Source organism: Janthinobacterium sp. C22 (assembly GCF_057919405.1).
In genome coordinates, this window is record NZ_CP193659.1 from 5,210,056 (window position 1) to 5,234,609 (window position 24,554).

At 62.7% G+C, this 24,554-nt stretch carries 20 protein-coding genes; 4 read left to right on the top strand and 16 right to left on the bottom strand.

What is annotated here, in order from left to right; genetic code table 11:
• Positions 1–3: 3 nt before the first annotated feature.
• From sorA to xsc (ACRHIG_RS24355), 8 genes are all read right to left on the bottom strand, one after another.
• The gene (gene sorA, locus ACRHIG_RS24320; RefSeq protein WP_489628182.1) at positions 4–1,236 is read right to left on the bottom strand and encodes a SorA family sulfite dehydrogenase catalytic subunit; all 1,233 of its coding nucleotides are present in this window, start codon (positions 1,234–1,236) and stop codon (positions 4–6) included.
• On the bottom strand, positions 1,229–2,662 hold the full coding sequence (locus ACRHIG_RS24325; RefSeq protein ID WP_489628183.1) for an amino acid permease: 1,434 nt from the start codon (positions 2,660–2,662) through the stop codon (positions 1,229–1,231). The genes sorA and ACRHIG_RS24325 overlap by 8 nt, the downstream gene beginning before the upstream one ends.
• A 416-nt stretch (positions 2,663–3,078) precedes the next feature.
• Entirely contained in the window at positions 3,079–3,873 is a 795-nt protein-coding gene (locus ACRHIG_RS24330; protein WP_475413723.1) for an ABC transporter permease subunit, read from the bottom strand.
• A 79-nt stretch (positions 3,874–3,952) separates the two neighbouring features.
• A complete protein-coding gene (locus ACRHIG_RS24335; RefSeq protein WP_489628184.1) occupies positions 3,953–4,768 on the bottom strand; it encodes a taurine ABC transporter ATP-binding protein in 816 nt (271 codons plus the stop codon).
• Between the two features lie 71 nt (positions 4,769–4,839).
• Positions 4,840–5,889 (bottom strand): taurine ABC transporter substrate-binding protein, encoded by a 1,050-nt coding sequence (gene tauA, locus ACRHIG_RS24340; RefSeq protein WP_489628185.1) that lies wholly within the window; start codon positions 5,887–5,889, stop codon positions 4,840–4,842.
• Positions 5,890–6,002: 113 nt separating this feature from the next.
• On the bottom strand, positions 6,003–7,442 hold the full coding sequence (locus ACRHIG_RS24345) for an NAD(P)/FAD-dependent oxidoreductase (protein ID WP_489628186.1): 1,440 nt from the start codon (positions 7,440–7,442) through the stop codon (positions 6,003–6,005).
• Between the two features lie 25 nt (positions 7,443–7,467).
• Entirely contained in the window at positions 7,468–7,875 is a 408-nt protein-coding gene (locus tag ACRHIG_RS24350; protein WP_230541661.1) for a nuclear transport factor 2 family protein, read from the bottom strand.
• A 290-nt stretch (positions 7,876–8,165) separates the two neighbouring features.
• Positions 8,166–9,971, bottom strand: coding sequence for a sulfoacetaldehyde acetyltransferase (gene xsc, locus ACRHIG_RS24355; protein ID WP_489630866.1), 1,806 nt, complete (start codon positions 9,969–9,971; stop codon positions 8,166–8,168).
• A 223-nt stretch (positions 9,972–10,194) separates the two neighbouring features.
• Here xsc (ACRHIG_RS24355) and ACRHIG_RS24360 point away from each other — a divergent pair, with 223 nt between their 5' ends.
• From ACRHIG_RS24360 to ACRHIG_RS24370, 3 genes are read left to right on the top strand one after another with little or no spacing between them, the layout of a single operon-like run.
• Positions 10,195–11,031 (top strand): IclR family transcriptional regulator, encoded by an 837-nt coding sequence (locus ACRHIG_RS24360; RefSeq protein ID WP_475413612.1) that lies wholly within the window; start codon positions 10,195–10,197, stop codon positions 11,029–11,031.
• 41 nt (positions 11,032–11,072) lie between these two features.
• Positions 11,073–12,047 (top strand): AAA family ATPase, encoded by a 975-nt coding sequence (locus tag ACRHIG_RS24365; RefSeq protein ID WP_489628187.1) that lies wholly within the window; start codon positions 11,073–11,075, stop codon positions 12,045–12,047.
• A complete protein-coding gene (locus ACRHIG_RS24370) occupies positions 12,044–13,777 on the top strand; it encodes a cobaltochelatase CobT-related protein (protein WP_489628188.1) in 1,734 nt (577 codons plus the stop codon). Before ACRHIG_RS24365 ends, ACRHIG_RS24370 begins: the two co-directional genes overlap by 4 nt.
• Here ACRHIG_RS24370 and ACRHIG_RS24375 read toward each other — a convergent pair whose 3' ends face one another.
• The 3 genes from ACRHIG_RS24375 to ACRHIG_RS24385 all read right to left on the bottom strand — a co-directional run bounded on the left by ACRHIG_RS24375 (position 13,778) and on the right by ACRHIG_RS24385 (position 16,739).
• Entirely contained in the window at positions 13,778–14,470 is a 693-nt protein-coding gene (locus tag ACRHIG_RS24375) for a choice-of-anchor E domain-containing protein (RefSeq protein ID WP_489628189.1), read from the bottom strand. It abuts the gene before it with no gap.
• Between the two features lie 242 nt (positions 14,471–14,712).
• Positions 14,713–15,855: an AAA family ATPase gene (locus tag ACRHIG_RS24380; protein WP_489628190.1), complete on the bottom strand. Its 1,143-nt coding sequence runs from the start codon at positions 15,853–15,855 to the stop codon at positions 14,713–14,715.
• Positions 15,852–16,739: an RNA ligase family protein gene (locus tag ACRHIG_RS24385; RefSeq protein WP_489628191.1), complete on the bottom strand. Its 888-nt coding sequence runs from the start codon at positions 16,737–16,739 to the stop codon at positions 15,852–15,854. The genes ACRHIG_RS24380 and ACRHIG_RS24385 overlap by 4 nt, the downstream gene beginning before the upstream one ends.
• A gap of 425 nt (positions 16,740–17,164) precedes the next feature.
• Between ACRHIG_RS24385 and ACRHIG_RS24390 the strand changes: the two genes are divergently transcribed.
• Positions 17,165–18,571 carry an RtcB family protein gene (locus tag ACRHIG_RS24390; RefSeq protein WP_489628192.1) on the top strand — a complete coding sequence of 469 codons (1,407 nt, stop codon included), beginning with the start codon at positions 17,165–17,167 and terminating at the stop codon, positions 18,569–18,571.
• Here the strand turns inward: ACRHIG_RS24390 and ACRHIG_RS24395 are convergent.
• The 5 genes from ACRHIG_RS24395 to ACRHIG_RS24415 form a co-directional block, all read right to left on the bottom strand.
• Positions 18,561–19,325 (bottom strand): TSUP family transporter, encoded by a 765-nt coding sequence (locus ACRHIG_RS24395; RefSeq protein ID WP_475413619.1) that lies wholly within the window; start codon positions 19,323–19,325, stop codon positions 18,561–18,563. The two genes, ACRHIG_RS24390 and ACRHIG_RS24395, sit on opposite strands and share 11 nt — an antisense overlap.
• A 1-nt stretch (position 19,326) precedes the next feature.
• Positions 19,327–20,328 carry a phosphate acetyltransferase gene (gene pta, locus ACRHIG_RS24400; RefSeq protein WP_489628193.1) on the bottom strand — a complete coding sequence of 334 codons (1,002 nt, stop codon included), beginning with the start codon at positions 20,326–20,328 and terminating at the stop codon, positions 19,327–19,329.
• A 247-nt stretch (positions 20,329–20,575) separates the two neighbouring features.
• Positions 20,576–22,330: a sulfoacetaldehyde acetyltransferase gene (xsc, locus tag ACRHIG_RS24405; RefSeq protein WP_475413725.1), complete on the bottom strand. Its 1,755-nt coding sequence runs from the start codon at positions 22,328–22,330 to the stop codon at positions 20,576–20,578.
• 300 nt (positions 22,331–22,630) lie between these two features.
• Positions 22,631–23,641, bottom strand: a complete 1,011-nt coding sequence (locus ACRHIG_RS24410; RefSeq protein WP_489628194.1) for a porin — start codon at positions 23,639–23,641, stop codon at positions 22,631–22,633.
• A gap of 82 nt (positions 23,642–23,723) precedes the next feature.
• Positions 23,724–24,500, bottom strand: coding sequence for a thiazole synthase (locus ACRHIG_RS24415; RefSeq protein ID WP_489630867.1), 777 nt, complete (start codon positions 24,498–24,500; stop codon positions 23,724–23,726).
• Positions 24,501–24,554: the final 54 nt, after the last annotated feature.

The window sequence follows — 24,554 nt, forward strand, 5'->3', positions numbered from 1 at the left end:
TCCTCACACTGCGTCGATGCGCGTGGTTTCCACCACGTTGCGCATATAACCCATGGGATTCCACAGGGCTTTCATCGGCTGGCTCTGGCCGATGCGGTTGACGGCGCGCACCATCAGCACGTGCTTGCCCTTGCGCGGCGCCTTCATGACCATGGTCCACTCGCGAAACGAGAAGCGGCCCAGGTCCTTGCCCAGCTTCGCTTCCTGCCACGTCTGGCCGCCGTCCACCGACACCGTCACCTCGCTGATGCCCTGCCCGCCATCGAAGGCGATGCCGCGCAAGGCCAGGTCGCGCCCCGCCTTCACCCGCGCGCCATCCTGCACGCTGGTAATAAAAGAGCGCACGTTGAGGCGGCTGATCGGCGTCGTCTTGCCCACGGGGGCGCCCGGCTCGATGAAGCCGGTGCCGTTGTCGGGAATGCGGTAGCCCGTGCTCATCCAGAAGCCGTCGAAGGGTTTGTCGAGCACGGTGATGTCGCTCAGGTGCTTGACCCAGTAAGTGCCATAGTAGCCCGGCACGATCAGGCGCAGCGGGTAACCGTTCAGGAAAGGAATGTCCTCGCCATTCATGGCCCAGGCCAGCATCACGTCGCCGGCCATGATGTGCTCGACGGACAAGGCTTTCTGGAAGTCGGGGCCGTCGCCCACGGGCGGCGTTTCCAGGCCATCGAAGGCCACCTGCACGGCACTGGCCCCGATGCCGGCCTTTTCCAGCACGGTTTTCAGGGGGACGCCCGTCCAGCGGGCATTGCCCATGGCGCCATTGCCCAGCTGCCCGCCGTTGGCGCGCGGGGCGAAGAAGCCGCGGCTGTTGCCCGAACATTGGGTCACGGCCACCACCTCGACGGGGTCGGCCAGCTGTTTGAGTTCGGCCAGCGACAGCTCCAGCGGCGTCTTGACGAGGCCGCCGATGCGCAGGCGGTAGCTGCCGCCATCTATGCTGGTCGGCAAGCCGCTCCAGTGATAGCGCACGAAAAACGCGTCGTTGGGCGTGATCGCGCCTTCATTGAAGACGCTGAACGGCGTTTCCAGCTGGGGCGGACGGCTGGTCAGTAAAATCAGCGGGCGCTTTTGCGGGAAGGCCACCAGTTCGCGCTCGCCATTTTCAAACGGCAAAGTAAGGGAAGCGGAGGCAGCCAAGGCTGACCCAGGCCCCGCCACGGCGGCGGCGCCCAGGGCGGCCGTCGTGCGCAGGAAGCGGCGCCGGCCTGCAGGCAACAAGGTTGTATCAGACATGTTTGAGCTCCACTTTGGTGTCGGCCGCTTCGCCGCCGTTGCGGTCATCGTTGACCAGTTTCTTGATGTAGTACATGACGCTCATGATGACCACGCTCAACAGGCCGAACCAGAACGACACGCGCTGCTCCGTATCGGACGACACGCTCATGGCGCCCAGGATCACCAGCATGGCGAAGATGGTGAAATACGTCAGGTAGGGAAACAGCCACATGCGCACCTTGATGCGTTCCGGGCATTCGCGCTCCAGGCGGCGGCGCAAACGCAATTGAGATATCGCGATCAGCAGGTAGACGAACAGGATCAGGATGCCGTAGGAATTGACGATGAAGGGGAATACGAGGTCGGCCGACACATACGAGACGGCAATGGCGAAATAGGCGAACAAGGTGCTGAACAGGATGGCGCGAATGGGCACGCCATTCTTGCTCAGCTTGACCAGGCCCGTCGGTGCGTCACCGCGGCGCGTCAGCGCAAAGATCATGCGCGACGAGGCGTACAGACTGGAGTTCAGGGCCGACAGCACGGCCGTCAAAATGATGGCGTTCATGATGTGGGCCGCGTACGGGATGTTCATGACGGTCAGGGCGCTGACGAAAGGCGTGGCGATGGCCGGCGAATCCCAGGGCACGATGCAGACGACGACAAACATGGAACCGACATAGAACATCAGCACGCGCGTGACGACGGAATTGGTGGCGCGGGCGATGGCCTTGGCCGGGTCCGACGTTTCGGCGGCGGCGATGGTGACGATTTCGGCGCCCGAATAAAAGGCCGTGGCGGCGACGGCGCCACTGAGCACGGGGCCCCAGCCGTGCGGCATGAAGCCGCCATGGCTGGTCAAAAAGCCCAGGGTCGGGATGCTGTTAGGCAAGCTGCCCGTGATGAACAGGGCGCCGACGAACAGGAAGACGATGATGGCGACCACCTTGATCGAGGCAAACCAGAATTCGAATTCGCCGAAGGCTTTCACCGAGAACAGGTTGAGCACCGTCATCGACACGAGCAAGACCAGGCTGATGGCCCACGAAGGCACGTCGGGCAGCCAGAAGTTGACCAGCTTGGCGCCGGCGATGGCTTCCAGGGCGACGACGACGACCCAGAAATACCAGTACATCCAGCCGCTCATGAAGCCGAGGAATTTCGAGACCTTCGGCTTGTCGTCGAAGGCCAGGCGCGCATATTCGTAAAAGGAGCCGACCACGGGCAGGGACGAGGCCAGCTCGCCCAGCATGCGCATGATCAGGACGACCAGGCCGCCCGTGAGCAGGAAGGATAGGATGGCGGCCGGGCCGGCGGCCTTGGCGATGACGCCGCTGCCGACAAAGAGGCCGGCGCCGATCACGCCGCCGATGGCGATCATGCTCATGTGGCGTTGCTTCAGCGAGTGCTGCAAGCCCGTGTTATTGTGGTTGTCGCTAATCATGTTTGTCTCCTGTTAAAACACCTGACAACGCCTACTGCGCGTCGCGATTTGCGGCCTCCGATGCTCACTGTGCATCCGCACAGCTCCGCTTCTCAGCCACAACTCACTGCCGCTCGCTACGGCGATTGTCATGTGTTGTCAATATCTGAAGCTCGGTGCGCCCTGGCCTGCTGCGGCCTGTTCTTGCCGCGCGGCTTTGTTTTATTTGGGCAACACCGTCAAGCAGCATCGATACATCATCAAATCAGTCTGGTTGGCTGCATGCCATAAGTCAATCTGGAAATGCAGCGGCCCGGCGCGGCGCCCAAGGGGCAAGCGCGCTGGAGGATACGTACGGGGTATGGCTCAGTTATTGCTGGTTAAAAAATGGGAGCGGCGGCAACACTTGTGGCATTAGCGCCACTCCCGGGAACGTCTTACACCTTGCCCTTCCATGGCACGAGGGTACGTTCGAGGTAGCGCATCATCAAATCAAACAGGAAAGCGAAGAAGCCGATCACGATGATGCCCATGATCACCACATCGCTGGCCAGGAACTCGGAAGCGCTGAGCACCATGTAGCCGAGACCGCGCGTGGCCGCCACCATCTCGCCCGCCACCAGGGTGGTCCAGCCCACGCCGATGCCGATGCGCATGCCGGTGAGGATTTCCGGAATCGCCGCGCGCAGGATCACGTGCACGATCACCTGGAAACGGGTGGCGCCCATCGAGTACGCGGCGTGGATTTGCTCCAGCGACACGGAGCTGACGCCGGCGCGGGCCGCGATGGCCATCGGCGCGAAGATGGCCAGGAAGATCAGGTAGACCTTCGAAAACTCGCCGATGCCGAACCAGATGATGACCAGTGGCAAGTAAGCGAGCGGCGGCAACGGACGGTAGAACTCGATCAAGGGATCGAAGATGCCGCGCGCCACGCGGTTCACGCCCATCATCACGCCGATGGGAATGGCCAGCACACAGGCCAGGCCGAATGCGCCAAACACGCGCACCAGGCTGGCCACCGTGTGTTCCCACAGGGTGGCGCCGCCGAAACCGGTGGTGGCCGCCATGATGAATTTTTCATAGACAGCTTGCGGCGACGGCAGGAACAGCGGTTTCACGAGGCCGCTGGCCGTCACGCCAAACCACAGCAAGAGCACGGCGATGACGGTGACGGTGGCGATGCGGCTGGAATTGCCCTGCCCCGGCGCGCCGAACGCTTCGCCGGGCATGGCGCAGCGGGGAGCGAACAGGCGGCCAAAGAAACCGGCGCGCTTGGCGGTAGTGGGAGGAAATCCCACGACGGATGGGCTATGCATGGGACACCTCCAGCTCTTTATTGACGGCGCGCTCGTCGCCATAAATGATGTTGAGCACGGTTTCGCGCATCTTGATGAAGTCCGGGCTCGATTTCACGGCGCGCGCATCGCGGCATTCGAGGAAGCGCTTGTTGAAATCGAGTTCATACGTGTGCGTGATGCGGCCCGGACGGGGCGACATGACGATCAGCCGGTTCGCCAGGAACAGCGCCTCGTCGACGCTGTGGGTAATGAAGAAGAACATGGTGCTGGACTTGGCCCAGATATCGAGCAGCAACTCCTGGATGGTTTCGCGCGTCAGCGCATCGAGCGCCGCCATCGGTTCATCCATCAGCAGCATGGCGGGATTGCACGTCAGCGCGCGGGCGATGCCCACCCTTTGCTGCATGCCGCCGGACAACTGGTAGATCATATTGTCGTGAAAGTCCTTCAAGCCCACGAGCGCCAGGTTCTTGGCCGCCTGTTCGCGCCGCACGGCTTTCGGCACGCCTTGCAGCTTCAGGCCGAATTCCACATTTTCCATCACGTTCAGCCACGGCAGCAAGGCATGTTTCTGGAACACCACGCCGCGGTCGGCGCCAGGCCCTTCCACCTTATTGTCCCCGAGCATGATTTCCCCCTTGGACGGGGCAATAAAGCCCGCCATCAGGCTCAGCAAGGTTGTCTTGCCGCAGCCGGAAGCACCGAGCGCGACGACGAAGTCGCCGCTATTGATGGTGAGATTGATATTATTTAAGGCATGTACGCGTTCACCGGCCGTCTTGCCCGGATAAATCACGCTGACATCCTTGACGTACAGATTTTCCATCGTGTCCCCACAGTTCTGTTCAACGCACTCTGTTCAGTCAGCGCGCCCGCAGGCGCGCCATCGCACAACGTTTACTTCAGCAGGCCGGCGGCCTGTGCATACTTGGGTGTCACATATTTGGCGTAGTCAGGGGCCAGCGTATCGATCTTGCCTTCGCCCTTCAAAAATTGCGCCGTGGCCAGCAAGGCTTGCGCCACGCCGCCCTTCGCGCCGCCACCGAGCCAGGCCGGCGAAGCCTGTTCCTGCAACGATGGATAGGCGTACAGGGCCACGGAAGCTGCCACGTCCTTGGCAGCCGCGCCCGAATGCTTGACGTTGGCTTTGACTTGCGGGGAATCGATGGTCCACGCCTTCGGATTGGCACGGTAGTCGGCGTCGGCAGCGGCCATCACCTTGACGAACTTGGCCATGAAATCGGCATTCGCCTCGCCCCAGGCGCGCTCGACGGCCATGCCGTCAAACGTGGCCTTGCCCTTCTTGCTCAGTTCGCCGGAAGTAACGAGCACCTTGCCGTTTTGCTTGAGTTTGCTCAAGGCCGGGTCCCACACGAAGGCCGCGTCGATATCGCCCCGCTCCCAGGCGGCGGCGATCTGGTTCGGCTGCATGTTGAGCAATTTCACTTCCGTGGGCTTGATGCCCCACGTTTCCAGCGCGAACATGGTGTGGAAGTGTGTGGTGGAAACAAACGGCACGGCGATCTTCTTGCCGCGCAAGTCGGTCGGTTTGCTGATGCCGGCGCCATTGCGGGCCACCATCGCTTCGGCTTCGTTGATGTCGTCGATGATCCAGAACAGCTGCAAGTCGACGCCGCGGCTGACGGCCGCCGTCAATGGGCTCGAACCGATGACGCCGATCTGCACGTCGCCGGAAGCCATGCCGGTGGCCACCTTGGCGCCCGAATCGAACTTGCGCCAGTTGATTTTGTAGCCGGTGGTCTTTTCCACCTCGCCGCTGGCGATCGCCACTAGGAAGGGACCGTTGATTTCCTGATAGGCAATCGTCACTTCCTTGCCCTGCGCGAAGGCCGTGCCGCTCGATGCGACCGCCACGCCCAGCACCAGGGTGCCGAGGACGGCGCGGCGCATCGTTGAAAAAACCGTTTTGCTCGTATTTGTGTTCATGTCTCACTCCAAGTTATTGTTATGTGTGAACGTTCGGGCAATCTCATCCTTGCGGATGGCGCCGCTGGTTGCTCTTTGTCAACCATACGGCGGCTTAGTACGGCTGCTGCTATTTAAAACACTTCATCCTTCAAGTGATACCAGCGGTACAGGAAGCGCTGGCCCAGGCGGCGGAACGGGGCGAACGCCTGCGACTCGACCAGTTCCATCATGTTGGGATACGGCAATTTCGAATTAAAGATCGGCAAGCCCGTGTCGCTGGCCTTGCCCGCGATGCGCTCGGCCATGCGCCGGCCCGCCTGTGCCGAATACATGACGCCGTTGCCGCCGTAGCCGAGCGAATAGAAGATCGATTGCTTCGGGTCCGGTTGCACGATGCGCGGCATCATGTCGTGGCTGACGTCGACCCAGCCCCACCACGAGTAATCGATGGGAATACCGGTCAGCGCGGGGAACTTGCGGTGCAGATCGTTGATCAAAAACTGTTTATATCTGTCGTCCGGCGCGTCGGCGCCCGTGATGGCGCTGCGGCTGCCGATCTGCACGCGGTTGTCCGGCATCAAGCGGTAGTAGTGGCGCAGGATGCGCGTATCCGTGATCACCTGGTGGGTGCGGAAATTGCACGCCTCGATTTCCGCCGGGGTCAACGGGCGCGTGACGATGGAATTCGACAAAATCGGCAGCAGCCGGTTCTTCACTTGCGCATGCAGGTGGGGCGAGGTGTAGCCGCCCGTGGCCACGGCCACGGAGCGGGCACGCACCACGCCGCCCGGCGTTTGCAGGTAATGCACGCCGTTGCGCGTCTCCCAACCCATCACGGGACTCGATGGATGCACTTTGGCGCCCAGCGCGCGCGCCTTGCGCAGGTAGCCGAAGGCCAGCTTGCCCGCGTGGATGCCGATGCCTTCCGGCTCATGCAGGGCGCCCGCCGCTTCCTTGTCGTCCACATACTCGCGCTTGACGGTGTCGGCGTCGAGGATGCGCGCGTCGTACTTGAAGATGTCGCGCATGACCTTGGCTTCTTTTTCCAGCGCGGGCATGGCTTTCGCCTTGTGGGCGATGTACAGGTGGCCGCCCGGCTGCGGGTCGCAATCGATGTCGGCCGTGATCTTCTTGAAGGTTTCCATGGCGTCGCACACTTCCGTGTGCAGCTTGAGGGCCGTGTCCATGCCGTATCGCGCGATCCACTGCGAGCGCTTCAGGCGGCCCGTCGTGCACTGGGCCTGGCCGCCGTTGCGCGTGCTGCAGCCCCAGCTGACCCGGTTCGCTTCCAGCACGGTGGCCTTGATGCCGTGTTCCTGGGCCAGGAAGATGGCGCAGGAGAGACCGGTAAAACCCGAGCCGATGATCGCCACGTCGACGTCGATGTCATGCGTGATGGGACCGTCGTCGGCGGGCGGCTCGCCGGCCGTGCCGATCCAGTAGGTGGGCGCGTAGGCATTGCCGTGGCCGGGCCGCTGGGCCACCAGCGGATCGTAGGCGGGATCGTAGGCCGTGCGGGCGGCGGTGCTGTTGCCCAGTACGTCAGATGGGGTGTCGACAGGTTTGTTCATGATCATTCCTGGTGAACGTGCTGGCTTAAGCTTTGACGACGGGTGGGCGATCCTTGCGGAAGGCGTTCTTCACGGCGATCTTGCCATCGCGGAAAGTAAAGATGTCGACCATGCGCGCCTCGATGCGCGTGCCGTCCGCCTTGGTGCCGGCAAAGGTCGATTCCGTCACGCCGCGCTGGCCGCTGACGAAATGCACGGGGTTCAGCCAGGCCGCGTCGGGAAAGGTTTGCCAGGCCAGCTCGAAACCGGCGCGCACGGCGTCGCGGCCGATGAAACTCTTGCCCAGCAAGTCAGGACCGGCCACAGCGTGGAATTCGCAGTCGTCGGCCATGGCGGCCATCAAGGCCTCGATATCGTGGCGGTTCCAGGCATCGCCGAACGCTTGCAGGAAGTCGATGGTGACGGCGTCGGTGTGCGGTACAGGGTGGTTCATGGTGGTCTCCGTAAATCGTTTTTGATACGCTACGTTCCGTTTTTTGTCTTTTATTGAATTTAAGCCTTAAGCATGGCCTTGTCAAATCAAATAATCCAAAAAACGGGACGCCTTGTATTCTTTAATGAAATTATGATGTTTTCGTGACAATCTGTGAGAATTTGGTCACAACGCTTTGTCGGATTACGCCGGGCTTTCGCCCGGCTAATCCGACCTACACAGTCGCGTAGGTTGGGCAGGTTGGGTAGGTTGGATTAGCCTGAAAGGCGTAATCCAACAACCTCAGCGCATCAAACGTAGTCTTTATACTTATCCAGATGACGCACCGGCTTGCTCAGCGCATCGCGGCGGAACGGGTCGCCCAGCTCGCGCGTGCACATGATTTCGATGATGGTCGTCTTGCCTTCATTCATCTGCATGTCGATCGCCTTCTTCAGGGCCGGCCCCACGTCCTCCAGCTTGTCGACCGTGATGCCTTCGGCGCCCATGGCCCGCGCGATCTCGGCGAAGCTCTGGTTGTCGAGCTCGCCGGCGACGAAGCGGCGGTTGTAGAAATCCACCTGGTTCTTCTTTTCCGCGCCCCACTGGCGGTTGTGGAATACCACGGCCGTCACGGGAATGTTGTGGCGCACGCAGGTCATCGTTTCCATCAAACTCATGCCCCAGGCGCCGTCGCCCGCATACGACACGGCCGGACGGTGCGGTGCGGCCACCTTGGCGCCGATGATGGTCGGGAAGGCATAGCCGCAGTTGCCAAAGCTCATCGCCGCAAAGAAGCTGCGCGGCTTTTCGAAGCGCAGATAGCTGTTGGCCACCGAGTTGATGTTGCCGATGTCGGTCGATACCATCACGTCTTCCGGCATGGCTTTTTCCAGCTCGCGCAGCACCTGGCGCGGGTGCAGATAGTTGCCCGGCTCCTTCTTCTGCTCTTCGATCATATCCAGGCTGTAGGCATCCTTTTCATGGGTCCAGTTGGTCAGCTCCTCTTCCCATGCGGCCTTTTCCGCTTGCACGGTGGCGTAGCGCGCGTCGCGCGTGGCATCGCAGTCGAGCGTCTTGCCGTCCAGGCGGGACAGGATGGCTTTGGCGGCCGCCTTGGCGTCGCCGCAGATGCCCACCGAAATCTTTTTCACCAAACCGAGCATCTTGTTGTCGGCGTCGATCTGGATGATCTTGGCATTCTTCGGCCAGTAATCCATGCCGTGCTGCGGCAGGGTGCCGAACGGTCCCAGGCGCGAACCGAGGGCGACGACGACGTCGGCCTGGGCGATCAGTTTCATCGCCGCTTTCGAGCCTTGATAGCCGAGCGGACCGCACCACAGCGGGTGGCTGGCGGGAAACGAGTCGTTATGCAGATAGCTGTTCACCACGGGCGCGCCGAGGCGCTCGGCCAGGGCCTTGCACTCGTCGATCGCTTCGCCCATGACGACGCCGCCGCCCGAGATAATCACGGGGAACTTGGCCTTGGCCAGGAGCTCCGCCGCATCATCGAGGCTTTGCTCGCCGCCGGCGCCGCGGTCCAGGCGGTTCGGTTTTGGAATCTCGGCCTTGATTTCGCCATAAAAATAGTCGCGCGGGATGTTCAGTTGCGTCGGCCCCATTTCCGACATGGCGCGGTCAAAGCAGCGGCCCGTGAATTCCGCCATGCGGGCAGGATTGGTCACGTGGCCTTGATATTTCGTAAATTCCTCGAACATCGGCAGCTGGTTCGCTTCCTGGAAGCCGCCCAGGCCCATGCTCATCGTGCCCGTTTCCGGCGTGATGATCACGACCGGGGTGTGCGCCCAGTAGGCGGCGGCAATGGCCGTGACGCAATTGCTGATGCCGGGGCCGTTCTGGCCGATGACAACGCCATGGCGGCCCGAGACGCGGGCATAGCCGTCAGCCATGTGGCCGGCGCCCTGCTCGTGCACGACGGGAATCAGGCGGATGCCGGCCGGGGCAAAGATATCCATCGGGTCCATGAAGGCCGAGCCCATGATGCCGAACATGTCGGTCACGCCATTGGCGGCCAGGGTTTCCACGAACGCTTCGGACGGCGTCATCTTTTGCGGGCCTACAGGTATCGCGGCTGCGGCGGCTTTTTGCTCGGTCATGTCATTCATGGGTGTCTCCTGGTCTGTGGTAATGAACTGCAGCGTATTTATCAATTTATTTATCAAAAAACGGTATATTTTGTTCCGAAATTTGATATACAATTCAATTTAAGCGTTCGGCAATCAAAAGTCAAACAGAATTTCGAGGAAACGGTACAATTTGAGTTCGAAAATGAAATAAGCTGATGTAACACTCAGATACCCAACCGAGGCCACCATGGACATGATTTCATCCCCAAAACTTGAGCCGGAAAAACTGGAAGGCGACACGCCCACGATGCGTTTGTTTGCCTTGCTGGAAGTGATTGCCGAAAAAGACCAACTGCTGTCGCTGCAAGCGCTGGTGGAAGAAACGGGGCTGCCGAAACCCACACTGCACCGCATGCTGCAACAGCTGGAAAGCGTGGGCGTGCTGCAGCGCGAAAGCGACGGCCGCCACTACAGCACGGGTGTGCGCCTGCGCCGCCTGGCGTCTAACCTCTTGATTAACAACACCTTCCATGGCGCCCGCCGCATGGTCTTGCGCCAGCTGGTCGAGGAAGTGGGCGAAAGCTGCAACCTGACGGCCTTCAGCGGCAGCGAAGTGGTGTACCTGGACCGCGTGGAAACGGCGGCCCCGCTGCGCTTCTACCTGCATCCCGGTTCACGGGTGCCGGCCCACTGCTCGTCCAGCGGCAAGCTGTTCCTGGCGCAGATGACGCCCGTGCAACGGCGCCGCCTGCTGGGCCACATGGAATTGACGCGCTTTACGGACAAGACGGAAACGGACCCCGCCAAGCTGGAACGCGAACTGGAACTGGTGCGCCGCAACGGCTATGCGCTGGACGACGAGGAATTCCTGCCCGGCCTGCTGTGCGTGGCCGTGCTGGTGCCGAACCCGAACGGCCGCTCGAACCTGGCCGTGGCGATCCAGGCGCCCATCATCCGTTTGACGCACGACAAGGCTTTACATTTCTTGCCAGCATTGCAACGCGCCGCGCAAGCCCTGGCCGCCATCGAATCGGAAACCATGCCGACGACGGGCGGGGACGACGACGCATTGCAGACAGGTAATTCATAACCGCTGCGGCACCCATGCTGCGGCTTGACCAGGAGAACAAGGTGCCAGATTCACGCCAACATCCCCCCGCCGCCGCAGCGCAAACCTTGCAGTCCGTGCGCAGCCTGTTCCACATCGACAGCGACCTGCTCGTGCCCGTCTTCACGGAACGCGATCCGCACGTGCCCGACATCGATCCCGCCTACCGCTTCAACAAGGACGTGACCCTGGCGATACTCGCCGGCTTCACGCACAACCGCCGCGTGATGGTGCAAGGCTTGCACGGCACGGGCAAGTCCACGCATATCGAGCAGGTGGCGGCGCGCCTGAACTGGCCCTGCGTGCGGGTCAACCTCGATGGCCACATCAGCCGCCTGGACCTGGTCGGCAAGGATGCCATCGTGCTGCGCGAACAGCAGCAGGTGACGGAATTCGAGGAAGGCATCGTGCCCTGGTCCTTGCAACGCCCCGTGGCCCTGATCTTCGACGAGTACGACGCGGGCCGCCCCGACGTGATGTTCGTCATCCAGCGCATCCTCGAGCGCGATGGCAAGTTTACCTTGCTCGACCAGAACAGGGTCATCACGCCCCATCCCCATTTCCGCCTGTTCGCCACCTCGAACACGGTGGGCCTGGGCAACCTGAACGGCATGTACCACGGCACGCAAGTGCTCAACCACGCGCAGATCGACCGCTGGAATATCGTTGCCACATTGAACTATTTGCCGCAGGACGAAGAAACGGACATCGTGCTGGCGCGTGTCCCCGCCATGAATGACGCGGCGGGCCGCCAGCTGGCAAGCCGCATGGTGGCCGTGGCCAGCCTCACGCGCCACGGCTATGCGGCGGGTGACCTGGCATGCCTGATGTCGCCGCGCACGGTAATCACCTGGGCGGAGAATTGCCAGATCTTCCGCGACCCGGCCCTGGCCTTCCGCCTTTCCTTCCTCAACAAATGCGACGAGGCCGAGCGGCCCATGGTGGCCGAGTATTACCAGCGCTGTTTCAATGAGGAATTGCTGGCGACGGCGCCATGAACGCCGAAGCGACGGCGCCTGCCCCCTACACGCGCGCGCAGCAGGAAACGGACGAGTTGTGCGCGGGCGCCATCCGGGCGCTGAGCGGCCTAGCGGCGATCCGCTACCGGGGCCGGCGCCTGCACGACGGCCACCGCCCCCTGCCCATCCACGCCGCCCATCTGCAGCCCGATGCGGCGCTGCAGGATTTGCCCTCGCTGCGCGGCGCGGCCGACAGCGTGGCCCTGCGCCTGCTGCACACGGATGCGGCCCTGCACAAGTCGCTGTGCCCGGTCGAACCCGTGGCGCGGCTCGTCTTCGAGCTGCTGGAACAGTTAAGAGTGGAAACGCTTGCGCCGGATCAGCATGCCGGCGTCATCGCCAACCTGCGCCACCGCTTTACTGCATGGTCGCACGCGTTCTACGATTCCGGCCTGGCCGAAGGCGCGTCGGGTTTGCTCTTGTACACCGTGTTCCAGATGTGCTGGTCACGCCTGACGGCCAGGCCCGTGCTGGAAAAGACGGAAGATTTCATCGAGGCGACGCGCTGGTCCCTGTCCTCGCAGCTGAGCGGCGACCTGGCGGGCTTACGCCGCCACCGCGCCGACCAGCTTGCCTTTGCCCGCCACGCACTGGCCATCGCCCATGCCGTCGACGCCATGCTGAAAGAGGCGCAGGCGGCGCGCGACGGCAGCCAGGACGACGGGGGCGACGCGAAGGCGCAGGCGGCCTTCAAGCTGCTGCTCGATTTCGACAGCGATAACGACAATGTTCCCGATGCCGCCCCGCTGGGCGACAGCCGCGCCTTCAGCGACGGCGATGGCGGCTACAAGGCGTACTCCACAAGCTACGACCGCGAAGACAAGGCGGGCGAGCTCGTGCGCCGCGCCCTGCTGCTCGAGTACCGCGAACGCATGGATGCGCGCATCGCCAGCCTCGGCATCAACACGGCGCGCCTGGCGCGGCGCTTCACGCAATTGCTGGCCGTGCCCCAACGCGACGGCTGGTCGTTCGGCGAGGAAGAGGGCTATATCGACGGCAGGCGCCTGGCACAGCTGATCAGCTCGCCGTCCGAGCGCCGCTTGTTCCGCAAGGAACAATTCCTGCCGCAGGCCGATTGCCTCGTCACCTTTCTCGTCGATTGCTCCGGCTCCATGAAGACGCATGCGGAATCCGTGGCCGTGCTGCTCGACATATTGCTGCGCGCACTGGATCAGGCCGGCATCACGACGGAATTGCTGGGCTTTACGACGGGCGCCTGGAACGGGGGCCGCGTCAAGCGCGACTGGATGCGCGCCCGTTCGCCCGCCCATCCGGGCCGCTTGAATGAACTCGTGCATATGGTCTTCAAGGATGGCGAGACGAACTGGCGCCGCGCGCGGCCTGACATCGCCGCCCTGCTGAAGGCGGACCTGTACCGCGAAGGCGTCGATGGCGAAGCCGTGGATTGGGCGTGCAAGCGCATGCTGGCACGCCCGGAGCGGCGGCGCATCCTGCTCGTCGTATCAGACGGTTGCCCGATGGATACAGCTACGAATCTGGCCAACGACGAGTTTTACCTGGCGCAACATCTGAAACAGGTGGTGGCGCGCCGCGAAGCGCAGGGCGCCGTGGAAATCTGCGGGCTGGGACTGGGACTGGACCTGGGCGCTTACTACAGCCGCAGCCTGGCCACCACCCTGCCCGCCTCGCTGAACAATGAACTGTTCAGCGAGATCGCCCAGCTGGTTGCCGGGCGCAGCCGGCGCTGATCAGGCGCGGGGCTTGCGGCGCCGCATCATCACGCCGGCCAGCGCCAGCCCCGTCAGCAGCATCACATAGGTTTCCGGTTCCGGCACGGCGCTCACGTATTCATACGTCACTGCCACGCGGCCGGAAGCGGCCGTCTGGAACTGCGTCAGCAAATTGCCCGCGCCGCTGCCCGTCGAGGAACCGATGGCATTCAAGCCCAGGTAAATCAAACCGCCGCCCGCCGAGGAAAACAGGGCAAAGTCGCTGGCGCTGGCGGTCGTGTAGCTATTCGACCCCGTGCTCGAGCGGGGCCCCGTGTCCGCGCCCGAAGTCCCCGCGAAATCGATGCTGCCATCAAAGGCGCTCAGGGCGAATGTCTGCGTGAACAGCGGATTGGCCACCAGCAGGGTGGAATTGTCGGGACGGTACAAGGTCAGCAGCGAGGCCAGGCTCAGGGTCACGTCGGAAGCGCCCGCATCCAGGCTTTCCGCCCTGCCGCTGCCCTGCACGCCCCCTTCCAGATGGAATTTGATCGACGTCAAGGTGCCCAGGCTGCTGTCGAACTTGCCCAGCCCCAGGGTATCTGACCAATTGGTGGCGCCCAGGGCGCGGTCGGCGCTGAAGCTGATGGTCTGGGTGGCCGCCTGCGCGGAAGATGCAGCGCCAAGGCTTAGCACGGCGGCTGCGGCCAGTGCGATGAGAGATTTTTGCATCGATGACTCCTGTTCATTCAATGAGGAAGAGTGGATCACGCAGTGATTCACGCAGGAAGCGCGAGGGAGGTCCCTCGCGCCACAGCCCGGCCATTCAGCTAACCAGACAATTCATTGTAATAAATGAAAGATTCACAATATACTCAGTTTGTTGCAATTTTAAAAATAAGTATTGTTATTTTGATTTCCCATGCAACGATCATGCAGCGGGACGAAGAGAGCGCCGCGCCGTTGCTGGCGCCTCATTCGACGCAGTAACGCACGGCATGCGCTTCCATCGGCAGCGGGATTTCCCAGTTCCACAGCATCGCTTGCAGCTTCTTGTTGCTGAGCGAGGTGTCGCGCTGGCCGTTGCGTCGGAGTAATTCCTTGCGCGGCTGTTCCAGGTACACGAGCTCCACCTGCGCATGGTATTTGTACAGCAGGTTGAGCGTCTTCTCGCGCATCAGCTTGGACAGATGCGTGGCGTTCCACACGAACGGTTCGTGCTTGCGCAGCAGTTCGCGCGCCCGCTCTTCCGCATAGTCGCCCACCTGCCCCTCGTTCTTGCCATGCTTCAAGCCTAAGGCCGTCCGCGCATCGTCAAACGACACGACGGGCAGGCGCGGATGGTGCTTGTCCACCCAGGTATTCTTGCCGGACGCGGGCAAGCCCGACATGACGATCACGCGCGAACCCGGCTCCTGGAACAGGGAATAATCGGGATGCGCCTCGGCGCCGCGAAAGTACTTCACGCGCGTGTGGTCGTCGACGAAGACCCTGCGCTGGCCATAGCAGCCTTCCTCGCGCGCCAGTTCGCGGAACAGCTCGATGGCGTCGAGGATGCGCTGCGGGTCCGGGCAGATGCGGCCGCGGATATCGGCCTCGGCCAGCATGGCCAGCAGGCGGATATCGACTTGCCACGACAGTTCGCGCACGGTAAATTCCGGCGTCACGCCGCGCCGCGATTGTTCCAGCGCAAAGAACGGCACCTGGTGCACGTTAATCAAGCGGCAGATTTCCTCGCGCGCGGCAAACGGCACGTCGTAGTCCCACAGGGCGATGCGCGCATCGAGCGCGCCCTTGCGCGAGTGGCCGGGCTGGCCGATGGCGCCCGTCACGGGGTCGATCACCGTCGTGCTGCACTTGGCCACGTCGTGCAGCAAGGCGGCCAAGAACACGATTTCCTGTTCCGCCCGCGTCGCTTGCTGATATTCAAGCATGCCCAGCAAGGATTCCACCGCCATCATGGTATGCGTCCACACATCGCCTTCCGCGTGGTACACGGGGTTTTGCGGCGTCGTCTTCGCCAGTTCCAGCTGCGGGAAAGCGGCCAGGCAGGCGCTGAAGTCGGGCGACTGGCCCGCTGTGGGCACCAGTTGCTGCAGGGTTTTCCAGTTCATCATTTCATACTCCTTGAGAAGGCTGCCAGTTCGTCGAGCGACTGGCAAGTATGCAAGCCCAGGCTTTCCCACGTCACCAGCGGCTGCGGCGCGTACAGGTCGACGCCGTCGGCCAGCAGGTTCGGGATCAATGGCCGCGTGCTGTGGTGCGAACCGCTGTCGAGGATGGTTTGCGTAAAGTCATGCCGCACCAGCTTGTAGCGGGCCAGCACTTGCGCGTCGTCTTCCACTTTCAGGTACAGGCCTTCCGCGTGGTCGGACTTGTCCGTCTGCTTCCAGCACAGGTCCAGCGGCAAGCGCTCGCGCGCCACCACGCCTTCGAAAGCGTCGCGCCACAGCAGGGACTTGGCCAGCGAATGGCGCAGCAGCTGCCACAGCTGTTTCGGCGACGCGGGCATGGTGCCCGCATACAGCACGGGGACCGACAGCACGGGCGAGCCGGCCAGCATGGCGCGGCGGCGCGCCGTCGACAAAAACATCTGGCTGCGGCGGCAATACACGTCGAACTCGTTGAAATAATGGGGCAGGCGGTCGTAAAACACGGAATGCTTGCTGTAAGACCACTCGCCAAACAGCACAAATTGATCTTCAAGCATATGCAGCAAGGCGTGCTCATGCGCATGGGCCCACGGTTTCAACAGGTTGAACTGGCGTTCGCTGCCGCCGCCCGCCAGGTAGTGGCCGCGCGACTGCAGCAGCACCTCGCCCGCATCGCTGAACGACACGGCGGAGTTGGCGCCATCGATTTTTTCCTCGATGACGACGTATCGGCCGGCCAGCTTTTTCAGGGGCATCTGGTCGGAACCGTCGTCGCCGTCCTGCAGGCGCGAGCCTTCCAGGTGCGGCGTGCGCGGGTATTTAAATAAAGGCAAAGATTGTAAAAACATAGCGTCCCACGCCGCGTTCACCGGGGCGTGTCCATACAGGGTCAGGGGTGCTGACGACGTGTTCGGGCGTGGACGATCAGGACGGTGGTCCTGGATACGTGTGCGGAAAGAGCAAAAACAGTGCCGCAGCAATCGGGGGCGTCAACGCGCCGAACGATGCTGCAGAGAGCATTTCGTCAGCGTTAGCAGGTGATGGCGAAGAAGCGAGGCACTTTTGGCTCCAATAAGGAAGAGGTTCGAGAAAGAACCGCGAATATAAAGGCTGTTTGATTATTTTGCAAGTGGCTCATCCTATCGTGCGCATCCCTCGCTTTGCAATCCCCGCAAAATTTGCTAAGCTGGCGGCACTTCCTGTCGCTGCTGCGTGGAAAACAAACATGGCCCTTGCAAAAGGGCCGTGCATTCGTTATTTCCGGAGCAGAATCGTGTTTCCCATATCCAGATTACAAAAAGCCCTGCGCCGCCAGGGCATCGCCGTCGCCTATGCCGACGGCATTTATACACTCAGCAATCCGCACGCCCAGGCGTCCGTGCTGCTGCCCCACAACTTTCCCCTCGAGGAAAAAGCCGTGCGCCAGCTGATGGAGTTTGCCGCCGTCGCCGTGCCGGGCCAGGATGGCCATGTGTGCAAGGCCTGCGCCACGCCCGACTTCCACCCTGGCAGCATCGCGCCCGTCGGCAGCATCGTCGCCACCAGCCCCGACATGGTGATCCCCGCCATTCCCGGCACGGACATCGCCTGCGGCATGCGCCTGATCACGACGGGCCTGACCCTGGCCCAGTTCGAAGCGCGCAAGCCGCAGCTATTGAGCAAGCTCAAACACGTGTTGCTGGAAGACGGCCGCAACGTGCCGCTGCGCTCGAAGGCGTTTGCCGCCCTGTTCGACGTGGGACCGGAAGCGTTCATCGACAGCCTGCACAAGGATGGCATGTGCGGCCTGTGGCCCCGCGTCGACAAGGAGCGTTTGTTGCGCGAGCTCGACGCTTGCATCGCCCTGCGCGAACTGGGCGGCGGCTTGCGCCATGCGCCCGAAGCGCTGGTGGGCACGCGCGAAGTGATACGCGACCCCAGCCTGGGCACGACGGGATCGGGCAACCATTTCGTGGAAATCCAGCTGGTCGATACGGTCATGGACCGCCACGCTGCGTACCGGCACGGGCTGGTGCCCGGCGAAGTGGTCGTCATGATCCACAGCGGCAGCCGCGACGTGGGTTTTTTCGTCGGCAGCCGCTGGATGGACCGCGCCAGGGAGGCGTGGCCGAAAGGCGTGCGCCACCCGCAGTCTGGCCTGTACGGCTTGACGGGCGAACTGGCCGGCGAATACATGGATGCCATGGGCGTGGCCTCGCGCTACGCCTGGGTCAACCGCATGGTATTGGCCGAACTGGTGCGCGACAGCCTGTCGCAAGTGTTTGCGCAGGATCAATCGCGCCTGGTGGTGGACGTGCCGCACAACGTCATCCTGCGCGAGCATGGCATGAACATCCACCGCAAGGGCGCCACGCCGGCGCGCGAGGGCGACCTGGCGCTGATCCCCGGCTCCATGGGCGACTATTCCTATGTGGCAACGGGGATGGGCAACCCCGACTGGCTGTGGTCGTGCTCGCACGGCGCGGGGCGCAGCATCCGCAGGCAAGCCATGCGCGCCATCCGGCCCACGGTGGGCGGCGACGAGATGACCTTCCAGTGCGTGACCCTGCGCGAGGAACGCCGCGTCGAGGAAGCGCCGATGGCCTATAAAAAGATCGGTCCCGTCATCGCCGCGCAGGAGGAAGCGGGCTTGCTGCAATCGGTGGCGCGCTTGAAACCTTTATTGACGTTCAAGGCCTGAGCAACTGCGGCACGGCCGCCGCCATCAGCGAGAGGCCGATGGCGGTCAGCACGGCAAACGCGATGCGGCGCATGCCGCGCTGGGCGATCGGCGGCGGGTAGCGCTTGCCTGCCATGGTGGCCAGCACGCCGACGGGCAAGGCCAGCGCGCACAGCAGCAAGACTTTCGCGTCGAGCTGGCCCTGGCTGCCCGCCATCAGCGAGCGCCCGCCCGCGCTGATGGCGAACAAAAAGATCAGGCTGTAGCGGATGGTGGTCAAACTCATTTCCTGGCGATAAAACTGGTACACGAGCGGCGGGCCGGCCAGCGAAAACAGACCCGAGAACAGGCCGCCGCACACGCCGCTGATGAAAAAGCTGCGCTTGTCCGCCGCGCCCGGTCCCGGCGGCGCCTGCAGCAGGATGCTGACGCCGCCATACACGATGGCTGCGCCCAGCAACAGTTTCAGCACGGGCGCATATGCCTGGTCCAGATATCCCAACAGCAACACGCCGGCCGCCATGGCCGGCAGCAAGCCGATGCTGGCGGCGCGGATGGCGCGCCAGTCCAGGTGGTGCAAGGCGCCCGGCAAGGCCACCAGGCAATTGGCCAGGGACAACAAACTGACGAGGGCCGCCAGCGCGGGCACGGGCGCCAGGCCGAGGCCGCTGGCCACGCCCATGACGATCATGCCCAGGCCAAAGCCCGTGACGGTCTGGAAATACGTGCCGGCCGCCACCACGCCCAGCAACGCCAGCACGGGCAGGCTGAACAACTCAGCGCCCACCCTGGGCCTGCACGGCCGTCACGGCAATGACGTTGTAGACGTCGTCGGCGCTGCAGCCGCGCGACAGATCGTTGGCCGGCTTGTTCAAGCCTTGCAGCAAGGGGCCGATGGCGACGGCGCCGCCCATGCGTTCGGCCAGCTTGTAGCCGATATTGCCCGCGTCCAAGTTCGGGAACACCAGCACGTTGGCGCGGCCGTTGACGACGGAATCCTTGACTTTTCTCTGGGAAATCTCGGCCACGATGGCCGCGTCCAGCTGCACGTCGCCATCGATGGCCAGCAGCGGACGCTGGGCCTTGACCCGGTCCGTGGCCGCATGCACCTTGTCAACGGCCGCGTGGTGGGCGCTGCCGCTGGTGGAAAACGACAGCATGGCGACCCGCGGTTCTTCCATCAGCAAGGCTTGCGCGCTGTCGGCGGCGGCCATGGCGATGTCGGCCAATTCCTCGGCCTTCGGGTCAACGACGAGGGCGCAGTCGGAAAAGATGAATCCGCCCTTCAGGCTGTGAAACGGTTCGCACAGCATCATCAGGAAAAAGCTCGACACGAGCTTGAAGGCCGGGTCGACGCCGATGATCTGGATGGCACTGCGCACCACGTCGGCCGTCGTGTGCACGGCCCCCGCCACGCAGCCGTCGGCGTCGCCCAGGCGCACCATCAGGTTGGCGTAGCACAGCGGATCCTGCACGGCGATGCGCGCCTGCTCCACCGTCATACCCTTGGCTTGACGCAGCACAAACAATTGCTGGGCATAGTGTTCCGACTCGTCGGACGTGGCCGGATCGACCAGGCGCACCGCGTCCAGGTCCAGTCCGTGCTCCTGCGCCAGGGCGAGGATGGCGGCCGGCTTGCCGACGAGGGTGATGTGCGCCAGGCCTTCGGCAGCGGCACGCGCGGCAGCCTGCAGCACGCGCGCATCGTCGCCCTCGCACAACACGATGTTTTTCGGCACGGCGCGGGCTTGCTCGATGATGCGGTGCAGGGCTTTCATGGGTACTCCAATTCGGTAAAAAAGTGCCGGAACCATGGAAGCATAAAGATGGTTCCGGCACATAAAACCCGGCAAGCCGGGGTCATACAAGGATCGGTCGGGATGGCGTCGGATGACGCCGGGCCTGGCTACTGCCCGGGTGGTGTCGGATGACGCCGGGCTTTGCCCGGCTAATCCGACCTACACAGTCGCGTAGGTTGGGTAGGTTGGATTAGCCTGAAAGGCGTAATCCAACAACCTCAGCGCATCAAACGTAGTCTTTATACTTATCCAGATGACGCACCGGCTTGCTCAGCGCATCGCGGCGGAACGGGTCACCCAGCTCGCGCGTGCACATGATTTCGATGATGGTCGTCTTGCCTTCATTCATCTGCATGTCGATCGCCTTCTTCAGGGCCGGCCCCACGTCTTCCAGCTTGTCGACCGTGATGCCTTCGGCGCCCATGGCCCGCGCGATCTCGGCGAAGCTCTGGTTGTCGAGCTCGCCGGCGACGAAACGGCGGTTGTAGAAATCGACCTGGTTCTTCTTCTCCGCGCCCCACTGGCGGTTGTGGAACACCACGGCCGTCACGGGAATGTTGTGGCGCACGCAGGTCATCGTTTCCATCAGGCTCATGCCCCAGGCGCCGTCGCCCGCATACGACACGGCCGGACGGTGGGGAGCCGCCACTTTCGCGCCGATGATGGTCGGGAAGGCATAGCCGCAGTTGCCAAAGCTCATTGCCGCAAAGAAGCTGCGCGGCTTTTCAAAGCGCAAGTAACTATTGGCCACCGAATTGATGTTGCCGATGTCGGTCGACACCATCACGTCTTCCGGCATGGCTTTTTCCAGCTCGCGCAAGACCTGGCGCGGGTGCAGGTAGTTGCCCGGCTCTTTCTTCTGCTCTTCGATCATGTCCAGGCTGTACGCATCTTTTTCATGGGTCCAGTTGGTCAACTCCTCTTCCCATGCGGCCTTTTCCGCTTGCACGGTGGCATAGCGCGCGTCGCGCGTGGCATCGCAGTCGAGCGTCTTGCCATCGAGGCGGGACAGGATGGCTTTCGCGGCCGCCTTGGCATCGCCGCAGATACCGACCGAAATCTTTTTCACCAAACCGAGCATCTTGTTGTCGGCGTCGATCTGGATGATCTTGGCATTCTTCGGCCAGTAATCCATGCCGTGCTGCGGCAAGGTGCCGAACGGCCCCAGGCGCGAACCGAGGGCGACGACGACGTCGGCCTGGGCGATCAGTTTCATGGCCGCTTTCGAGCCTTGATAGCCGAGCGGACCGCACCACAGCGGGTGGCTGGCGGGAAACGAGTCGTTATGCAGATAGCTGTTCACCACGGGCGCGCCGAGGCGCTCGGCCAGGGCCTTGCACTCGTCGATCGCTTCGCCCATGACGACGCCGCCGCCCGAGATAATCACGGGGAACTTGGCCTTGGCCAGGAGCTCCGCCGCATCGTTCAGGCTTTGCTCGCCGCCGGCGCCGCGGTCCAGGCGGTTCGGTTTTGGAATCTCGGCCTTGATTTCGCCATAAAAATAGTCGCGCGGGATGTTCAGTTGCGTCGGCCCCATTTCCGACATGGCGCGGTCAAAGCAGCGGCCCGTGAATTCCGCCATGCGGGCAGGATTGGTCACGTGGCCTTGATATTTCGTAAATTCCTCGAACATCGGCAGCTGGTTCGCTTCCTGGAAGCCGCCCAGGCCCATGCTCATCGTGCCTGTTTCCGGCGTGATGATCACGACCGGGGTGTGCGCCCAGTAGGCGGCGGCAATGGCCGTGACGCAATTGCTGATGCCGGGGCCGTTCTGGCCGATGACAACGCCATGGCGGCCCGAGACGCGGGCATAGCCGTCAGCCATGTGGCCGGCGCCCTGCTCGTGCACGACGGGAATCAGGCGGATGCCGGCCGGGGCAAAGATATCCATCGGGTCCATGAAGGCCGAGCCCATGATGCCGAACATGTCGGTCACGCCATTGGCGGCCAGGGTTTCCACGAACGCTTCGGACGGCGTCATCTTTTGCGGGCCTACAGGAGCGGGTGGATGCACTGCGGCGGCTGCGGCGGCTTTTTGGTCGGACAAATCGGTCATGGCTCAGTCTCCTTACGGTTTTATAAAAAATCGGTATATTTTGTTCCGATATTTGAAATACGTGTTCAATTTAACGGTTGCGAAATGCGCTGTCAATGAAAATTCATGAAAAATCGGACTGTTTCATTCCTGAATCCGGAATCCGTGACTTAGACCCATTCCTGAAACAACAATGGCGGCTTATCCGCAACAGACAAGCCGCCATCGCCACCTGCACTGCCGCGTTTAGAACTTCAGGCGCATGCCGGCCGTGAAGGCGCTCGAGTTATGCCCAGGCAAGGGCACGCTGCCGCCGCTCGATGCGTCGCCGACGAAGTTGGTGCCCCCGCCATCGTTGCTGATGCGCCCGTATGAGGTGTACAGGTTGGTGCGCTTCGACAAGGCATAGGTGTAGCCGATGGCCAGCTGGCGCCCGCCGCGGCGCGCATTCGTGCGGTCATCCTTGCGGATATACGAGGCCATAACGCTGCCCGCCGCGCCCACGGGGGCCGACGCGCCCAGCATGTAGTTGCGGAAATCCGTGCCCGCATCGTCCTTGTCCGTTTCATACGCGGCGTGCAGCTTGGCGGGACCGAAGTCGTAAGTGCCGCCCAACAAGGTGACTTTCGCCGTGTTCAGCGGCGTATCCTTGCGGTTGTCATGCGCCAGCGTCAGCACGAGCGGACCGTTGGCGTAGTCGATGGAAAAGTCGATGGTGCGGCCCAGGGTATTGCTGTCCGGCTTTTCACCGAGGCCATACATGATCGATGCCGACAGGCCCTTCACCTTCGGCGTCTCGTACATGATGGAGTTTTTCGTGCGCAGGCTGGCCACGCTCATCAGGTTGATCGAGGCGCCCGTCATGCCCGTCTCGAAGGGGTCGATATTGTCCAGCGCGGTGAACAGCGGGTTGTGCTGCAAGCCCAGGTTCACGGTGCCGAAGCCGCCGGACAGGCCCACGTAGGCCTTGCGCCCGAACAAGGCGCCCTGGCGGTTGGCGCCCGTGTCCACGTCGAGGCCATTTTCCAGCAGGAAGTTGGCTTTCAAGTTATTGCCCAGGTCTTCCGTGCCCTTGAAGCCGATGCGGCTGCCCGACTGCACGCCGGTGGCCAGCTTGGTGACGGAACCGTCCGCGCCGCCGTGCTCGGACGTGAAGCCCGCGTCGAGCAAGCCGTACACGGTGACGGACGACTGGGCGCCGGCGCTGCCGGCGAAGAATGTGGCGAAAATTGCTGCCGCTACGAGTGTGTGTTTCATGTCATCTCCAGGTATTGTGGTTTTTATGGGTGCTTCAAACAGAATCAACAACGGTGCTGCAAACTGCGGCAAATGCGGCGGCTCAGGCGATCAGCCCGGCCATCGGCGACGAGGGCGAAGCGCTCATGACGCCCGCTCTCCGGGGCATGCGTCCGGCCAGATAGGCCTCGCGTCCGCCCTGCACTGCCAGTTTCATGGCGCGCGCCATGCGGATAGGCTCGCGCGCCGCCGCAATGGCGGTATTCATCAAAATGCCGTCGCAACCGAGTTCCATGGCGATGGCGGCGTCCGACGCCGTGCCGACACCGGCATCGACCAGCACGGGCACACGGGCTTGCTCGATGATCAGCGACAAGTTCCAAGGATTGAGTATGCCCATGCCCGAGCCGATCAGGGACGCCAGCGGCATGACGGCGATGCAGCCGAGGTCTTCCAGCATGCGCGCCTGGATGGGGTCGTCGCTGCAATACACCATCACCTGGAAGCCGTCGCGCACCAGCTGTTCCGCCGCCTTTAACGTTTCCGGCATGTTCGGGAACAGGGTCTTTTCATCGCCCAGCACTTCCAGCTTGCACAGCGGATGGCCGCCCAGCAGCTCGCGCGCCAGCTGCAAGGTATAGACGGCGTCGCGCGCGTTGTAGCAGCCGCCCGTGTTGGGCAGGATCGTGTATTTCGACGGCGGAATGAAGTCGAGCAGGTTCGGCTCGCCCTTTTCCTGGCCGATATTCACGCGCCGGATGGTGACGGTGACGATTTCGGCGCCGCTCTCTTCGATGGCGAGGCGCGTTTCCTCGAAATCCTTGTATTTACCGGTGCCCACCAGCAGGCGCGACTGGTAGGTGGTGCCGGCCAGGGTCAGGCCGCCGGTTGGCTGGCGGGGGTGGCGTCGTCTCTCATCGTGGTGCTCTCCTAA

Bases quoted from the DNA above. Each gene is read 5' to 3' on its own strand.
- pta (WP_489628193.1), bottom strand. From the start codon at position 20,328: ATGAAAGCCCTGCACCGCATCATCGAGCAAGCCCGCGCCGTGCCGAAA.
- ACRHIG_RS24345 (WP_489628186.1), bottom strand. From the start codon at position 7,442: ATGAACAAACCTGTCGACACCCCATCTGACGTACTGGGCAACAGCACC.
- ACRHIG_RS24375 (WP_489628189.1), bottom strand. From the start codon at position 14,470: ATGCAAAAATCTCTCATCGCACTGGCCGCAGCCGCCGTGCTAAGCCTT.
- ACRHIG_RS24350 (WP_230541661.1), bottom strand. From the start codon at position 7,875: ATGAACCACCCTGTACCGCACACCGACGCCGTCACCATCGACTTCCTG.
- ACRHIG_RS24385 (WP_489628191.1), bottom strand. From the start codon at position 16,739: ATGTTTTTACAATCTTTGCCTTTATTTAAATACCCGCGCACGCCGCAC.
- ACRHIG_RS24335 (WP_489628184.1), bottom strand. From the start codon at position 4,768: ATGGAAAATCTGTACGTCAAGGATGTCAGCGTGATTTATCCGGGCAAG.
- ACRHIG_RS24325 (WP_489628183.1), bottom strand. From the start codon at position 2,662: ATGATTAGCGACAACCACAATAACACGGGCTTGCAGCACTCGCTGAAG.
- ACRHIG_RS24370 (WP_489628188.1), top strand. From the start codon at position 12,044: ATGAACGCCGAAGCGACGGCGCCTGCCCCCTACACGCGCGCGCAGCAG.
- sorA (WP_489628182.1), bottom strand. From the start codon at position 1,236: ATGTCTGATACAACCTTGTTGCCTGCAGGCCGGCGCCGCTTCCTGCGC.
- ACRHIG_RS24410 (WP_489628194.1), bottom strand. From the start codon at position 23,641: ATGAAACACACACTCGTAGCGGCAGCAATTTTCGCCACATTCTTCGCC.
- xsc (WP_489630866.1), bottom strand. From the start codon at position 9,971: ATGACCGAGCAAAAAGCCGCCGCAGCCGCGATACCTGTAGGCCCGCAA.
- ACRHIG_RS24360 (WP_475413612.1), top strand. From the start codon at position 10,195: ATGATTTCATCCCCAAAACTTGAGCCGGAAAAACTGGAAGGCGACACG.
- tauA (WP_489628185.1), bottom strand. From the start codon at position 5,889: ATGAACACAAATACGAGCAAAACGGTTTTTTCAACGATGCGCCGCGCC.
- ACRHIG_RS24380 (WP_489628190.1), bottom strand. From the start codon at position 15,855: ATGATGAACTGGAAAACCCTGCAGCAACTGGTGCCCACAGCGGGCCAG.
- ACRHIG_RS24330 (WP_475413723.1), bottom strand. From the start codon at position 3,873: ATGCCCGGCGAAGCGTTCGGCGCGCCGGGGCAGGGCAATTCCAGCCGC.
- xsc (WP_475413725.1), bottom strand. From the start codon at position 22,330: ATGACGCCGTCCGAAGCGTTCGTGGAAACCCTGGCCGCCAATGGCGTG.